This window comes from Rhodococcus sp. LB1 (assembly GCF_001583455.1).
GTDB classification, from domain to species: domain Bacteria; phylum Actinomycetota; class Actinomycetes; order Mycobacteriales; family Mycobacteriaceae; genus Rhodococcus_F; species Rhodococcus_F opacus.
Genome location: NZ_LTCZ01000080.1, coordinates 15,558 through 21,128 on the forward strand (window position 1 = coordinate 15,558; position 5,571 = coordinate 21,128).

Consider the following 5,571-nt stretch of genomic DNA (forward strand, 5'->3'; position numbering starts at 1 on the left):
GACTACCGCACGTCCCACGCCTGCGCGAGGGACGTGCGCAGGTGACTTTTCATCGCACGGATCTTCTGGACATCGGTGGATTTCGGTGCGAGTCCCTCGAGTACGAGTTCCATGAAGCGTCGGCGGCTGACACCGAATCGCTCCAGCAGTTCCGCCGCGCTGGCACCACCGAACGGTGCCCACTGGATCGCGAAGCTGATCATCCACCGGGCATCCGAGCTCACCGAGTGCATCTGCGCGAGCAGATCGCACCGGCGAAGCGCCAGGCGCAGCCACTCGGTGCCGAACGCTTCCTCCGGTTCGTCCGCGGTCTGTGTCGTCACGCCGATCACCGCTGACCGGCGGAGCGGACCGCGAACACCGGCAACTGTTCCGCCCTCGACGCGGGGCGGAACTCGACGCGAACCGGACAGTCGGACGGTGCCGGGACGTCGCCGTCGATCCAGGTGTAGACCCACGGCCCCTCGTCGAGTTCGACGATCGCGATCGTGCACGGGACGAGACCACGGTCCACCTCGTTCACCTCACGGTGGACCACCTTCGAGGACACGATCGATCCGATGCCGCACGACGGGACCCGCTCGAGGTTCGAACCCTGACAAGCGGAGCAGGTGGCCATCAACGGCGCGAGCAGGGTCGTGCAGTTGAGGCAGCGTTGGATCATCAGTTCGCATTTCTGGGCGAGTCCCTGCCAGCGGGTCATGCCGTCCGTGGTCACGCCGTCACCCCCGTGAGTTCCTGCCCCACCACATCGTCTGCCATTCGGTTTCCCCCGATCCACACAAGACACCGGTCGGTGTGCGCCCGACAGAGAATCGGGGGCCGTGGAAGTTGGGGGTCGGGCTTTCGGTGTGTTCGGGGTTCAGTGGACATCGGGGGCCTCGGTCTGGAGCCGGATTGGGGGGACGCGTACGAGCATCCCGTCCGCGGCGGCGAAGTACAGCGGCTGAACGACCCGGGGACATACCTATTTCGTCCCGTGCAGGTGCCCGGTCAGGGGTGCGGGTCCTGTGCGTGTTCGACGATCCACGCCGCGATCTGGGTTCGCGAGTTGAAACCCAGTTTCGCGAGAATGTGCTCGACATGCCCCTGCGCCGTGCGCTGCGAGATCACCAGCCGGGCCGCGATCGCCTTGTTGGTGAGCCCGTCGGCGACCAGTTCGGCGACCTGCCATTCGCGTCGGGTCAGGTGCGTCGCCCCGTTCGACGCCGACACCGCCTCCGGCCGCTGCTCGTCGAGCGCGTAGGCGACCGCATCGTCGAACGACGTGTGCATACCGTGGTCGAAGGCGGCGTCGAACGCGCGGTCCCCGATCACGGCGCGTGCCTGCTGCTCGCATTCCGCGTGGTGGACGAGCAGGTTGGGGTAGACGGTGCTGGGGTTGCCGACGGTCTGCGCGACGGCCTCCGCGGCGCCCATCAGTTCGGCGGCCTGCTGGGCCCGGCCGGAGCCGACGGCGACCCAGGCGAGCACCTCGAGTGCCCCGCAGGCGCTGATCCGGTCGTCGACCAGATGCGAGAGCCGCAGCCCCTGCTTCACGTAGTCGTCGGCGAGGGCGAGGTGCCCGCGTTGCCACGCCGCCATTCCCGCCGCCCACAGCGACCAGCCCCGGTACACGGACTCGCCGTGGGCCTCGGTCAGGGCGAAGATCTCGGACCCGCACATCTTCGCCACTGCCCCGTCGCCCTGCATGCCGCTCACCAGCGCCAACCCGAGCAGTCCCCACGTCAATTGGAGCCGATTGCCCTTGTCACGAAATTCGGCGAGCGCATCTTCGAAGCATGCCCGTGCGCGCGGGAGGTCCCCGGCGAACATGGCGCAGCAGCCGGCGGCATGGACCACCAGGGCACGCATCAGCGTGTCACCGTTCCTCTCGGCGAGGACGGCGCCCTCGTCGACCAGTGCTTTCGCGGCCTCACGGTCGCCGTGCATGCCCGCGAGCACACTGTCGACGTACAGCGCCTCGATCCGTTCGCGGCTCGCGCCGCCCGGGTGCCGTCCCAGCAGCTGTCCGAGCCACCGGCGACCCTCGCGGAGCAGTCCGCGGGCGCGCCAGTACGGGTACAGGGCGGCGGCGATCCGCAGCCCCGTCTGGGCCTCCCCCGGCTCGGTCAGGCAGAAATGGAGGGCCGCCCGCACGTTCAGCGTCTCCGCGTCGAGCCGGCTGATCCACATCACCTGCCGGGGTCCGATCCACTCGGCCTCGCACCGCACCACCAGCTGCTCGTACCAGTCGCGGTGCCGCCGGCGCAGCGACACGTATTCCCCGGTCTCCTGCAGTTTCTCGCGACCGTAGTCGCGCACCGTCTCGAGCAGGTGGTACCGCACCGCCGGCCCCGACTCCTCACGGATCAGGATCGATTTGTCGAGCAACGACGCCACCACGTCGAGGACGTTCTCCACCGGCAGGTCGCCGGCGCAGATTCCCTCCACCGCGTCCAGTTCGAAGCCGCCGGCGAACACCGACAGCCTCGCCCACAGCTCGCGTTCCTCCTCGGTACACAGCTCGTGACTCCAGTCGACGCACAGCCGCAGGGTCTGCTGCCGGCTCGGCGCGCCCCGCGATCCGACCGTCAGCAACCGGTAGCGGTCGGTCAGCCGCTGCAGGATTTGTTCCGCCGACATCACCCGCAGCCGCACCGCCGCCAGCTCGATCGCCAACGGCAACCCGTCCAGCCGGCGGCAGATCCGGGCGACCGCCACATGGTTGTCCTCGGTGAGTTCGAACTCCGGCACCGCTGTGGCCGCCCGCTCGACGAACAACGTCACCGCCTCGTACTGCGGCAGGCCCTGCAGGGACGAGCGTTCGGGTTCGGGCACCGTCAGCGGCGGCACCCGCAGTACCGCCTCGCCGCCGATGGCCAGCGGTTCGCGGCTCGTCGCGAGGATCCGTAACTCCGGGCAGCTCCGCAACAACGTCTCCGACAACGCGGCGGCCGCGGCGACCACGTGCTCGCAGTTGTCGAGCACCAGCAGCAGTTGCCGGGTGGCGAGGTACTCGGTCAGCAGCACCTCCGGGTTCCCGGAGCGCTGCTCGCGCAGTCGCAGTGCCGCCGACACGGCGTCGACGAGTGTCGTGTCGTCGTCGAGCTCCCCCAGCTCGACCAGCCACACGCCGTCCTCGAATGCGCGGCTCGCATCGGCGGCCACCCGCAACGCCAGCCGGGTCTTCCCGACACCGCCGATCCCGGCGAGTGTCACCAGACGTGACACGGACAGCAGACGTCGCGCCTCGGTCACCTCACGGCGACGGCCGACGAAACTCGTCAGTTCGTGGGGCAGGTTTCCCACTGTGCCCTTCACTGCCGCCGGCATCACACCGTCACTCTCGACTCGCAGCCCCCTGCGCACACGGTACTCCCGGTGCGCGGCGGCAACGACGCTTTCGGCTGCGGGTCCGCGAGTCTCGGGGCCCCGCGAACCGGATCACCGCGTCCAGCGGGTGGGCGCCCAGCGACCGGTGTAGGACCGGATGCGGTTGGCGCGGCGGGCCGGCCGCCGAGTGGCGGCCTCGGTCAGGCTGTGCGGGATCATGGCGATCCGGGCGCCGTCGACCACGTAGGCGGCCCCGGTGACGAACATTGCGGCCGGCGCGGTCAGATACGACGCGACGGCGGCGACTTCCCGGTCGTCGGGGCCGAGCGATGCGAAGTCCGGTTCGACTGCGGGCACCACGACCGAGTTGACGGTGATCGAGTATCGCGCCAGTTCGGCGGCGAGGAGGCCGGTGACTCCGCCGAGCCCCGACGACGAGGGGGTGATGTTGACGATCCGGCCGCCCTCCCCGCCCGCGATCATGTAACGCACGGCGCGCTGGATGCACTCGACGGCGGTACTGCCGGGGCAGCTGACGAGAACGCCGATTCCGCCCAATTCCCGGGCGAACTCGTCGACGGCGGCCGCGGAGTCGGGCAGGTCGGCCAGATCCATGCGCTGCACGGCTGCGTTCACCGATCTGGACCGGACGTCGGCGGCGGTGGATTCGGCGCTGTCCCGGTCCGCGGCGTAGGCGAGGCCGATATGGAAGCCGTCGTCCGCGAGCGCCAGTGCGACCGCTCGGCCCATCGGCGAGTCCGATCCCGTCACGACTGCGGTGCGTGTGCTGGGGTGCATGACTTCGGAATACCCCCTGGTAGATCTGCTCAAACGCTCAACTATCGGACTGTGTACGGGCAGAACACAATCCGGCGACGAGCCGCACACGCAACCCGTCGCTGATCGCCGCCGCACCAATCAGCAGTTGGACGGCGCCGGGTCGCCCCGGAACCGGGCGTCGAGGTAGTCCAGGGCGGTCGGCAGGCCCAGCACGGCGGTGGTCAGGTGGTCGGGACTCGGGAACAGATCGGATTGCACCTTGGCGCCGGCGGCGCAGTATCGCGCGACGGTCGCCTCGATCGAGTCGACCGGGATGAGTACGTCTGTCGGGCTGTGCCATTCGAAGATCGGTGCGGTCGGAATACCTGGGTACAGCTCGACGCTGTTCTCGTTCAGCACCTCCCAGGCCTGCGGGCTGCTCATGAGGTCGGTAGTCTTGGCGACCTCCGTCGCGCTGCGACCGGCGCCGGCCGCCAGAATGCCGTTGGTGCACGCGTTGACCATCTCGTCGCGCATCGCCAGGCCGCGATCGTTGAGTTGCTCGCTGATCGGCAGGCGGTCCGGGTACTCACGCTCAAGTCCGAGTGCCGCCGCCATCGCGAGACCGAATGCCGGATGCGGTTGCATGCCGAGTCCGTTGGCCATCTTGCCGATGTTCATGGGCACACCGCCCTCGGCGACACCGACGATGTTCAGTTCCGGCGCGTACGTGGGTGCGAGCGCCGCGGCCCACGCCGACGCCATGCCGCCGCCGGAGTATCCGGCGAGCGCGACCGGGCTCTCCGCCACACCGAGTTCGGGCACCCGCTGAACCGCGCGGATGCCGTCCAGGGTGATGGTTCCGCCGAGTCTCGCGGCACCGTAGGCACTGTTCGGGCCGAGGTGGTCGGGAAGCGCGACCGTCCAGCCGCGCTGCAGTGCGAGGTTCAGTGCCGGCGCCTCCTTGATCTGGAGGTCGGGGTCGTTCGAGTACAGGGTCCGCGACGGCGCGCACCGCGGTCCGAGCGCGTTGATGATGTGCTGATACGACAGCAGCGGCCCGTTCACCGGCCGGGTGCGGGGTACCAGGACGGTGGTGACCGACGAGATCGGGTGGTCCTCCGAGTTGGTGGTGCGGTACTTCACCTGCCAGACGTCGGTGTCGGGGAAGGCGAGCAGCGGCGGCATCGGACGGACCGCGAGGGGCTCCCCGACCGCTGCAGCGGCCAGCCCCTGCGACTGCAGGTAGAAGGGGTCGGGGTCCGAGGCGGGATAGATCGGCACGGCGGCCGCGACTCCGACATTCGCGACGGTGATACAGGCGACGAATGCGGCGCACAATGCACCCGCGGTGAGGCTCGTGATACGTGCACGCTTCATGCCGCCTCCTAGTTTGCCTAGAGATCGATTGTTACCGAGTTCGCAGGAGATATCGGTATTCGGGCCCGCCCGTTACGGCAATGCAATGGACGGCGGGCCCGCCGCAACGAAAACGGG

5 protein-coding genes are annotated in these 5,571 nt (G+C 69.1%); all 5 read right to left on the reverse strand.

The genetic code is table 11. The features are described from left to right. Positions 1-2 precede the first annotated feature (2 nt). Positions 3-323 carry a hypothetical protein gene (locus tag AZG88_RS14495; RefSeq protein ID WP_005246323.1) on the reverse strand — a complete coding sequence of 107 codons (321 nt, stop codon included), beginning with the start codon at positions 321-323 and terminating at the stop codon, positions 3-5. 5 nt (positions 324-328) lie between these two features. Beyond that, positions 329-718 (reverse strand): Zn-ribbon domain-containing OB-fold protein, encoded by a 390-nt coding sequence (locus tag AZG88_RS14500; RefSeq protein WP_025432597.1) that lies wholly within the window; start codon positions 716-718, stop codon positions 329-331. A 275-nt stretch (positions 719-993) separates the two neighbouring features. Continuing rightward, positions 994-3,351, reverse strand: a complete 2,358-nt coding sequence (locus AZG88_RS14505; RefSeq protein ID WP_061045194.1) for an ATP-binding protein — start codon at positions 3,349-3,351, stop codon at positions 994-996. Between the two features lie 75 nt (positions 3,352-3,426). Beyond that, complete coding sequence (locus AZG88_RS14510; protein WP_005246329.1) at positions 3,427-4,113, reverse strand: SDR family NAD(P)-dependent oxidoreductase; 687 nt, start codon at positions 4,111-4,113, stop codon at positions 3,427-3,429. A 120-nt stretch (positions 4,114-4,233) separates the two neighbouring features. Then, positions 4,234-5,454 carry a lipase family protein gene (locus tag AZG88_RS14515; protein ID WP_061045196.1) on the reverse strand — a complete coding sequence of 407 codons (1,221 nt, stop codon included), beginning with the start codon at positions 5,452-5,454 and terminating at the stop codon, positions 4,234-4,236. Positions 5,455-5,571: the final 117 nt, after the last annotated feature.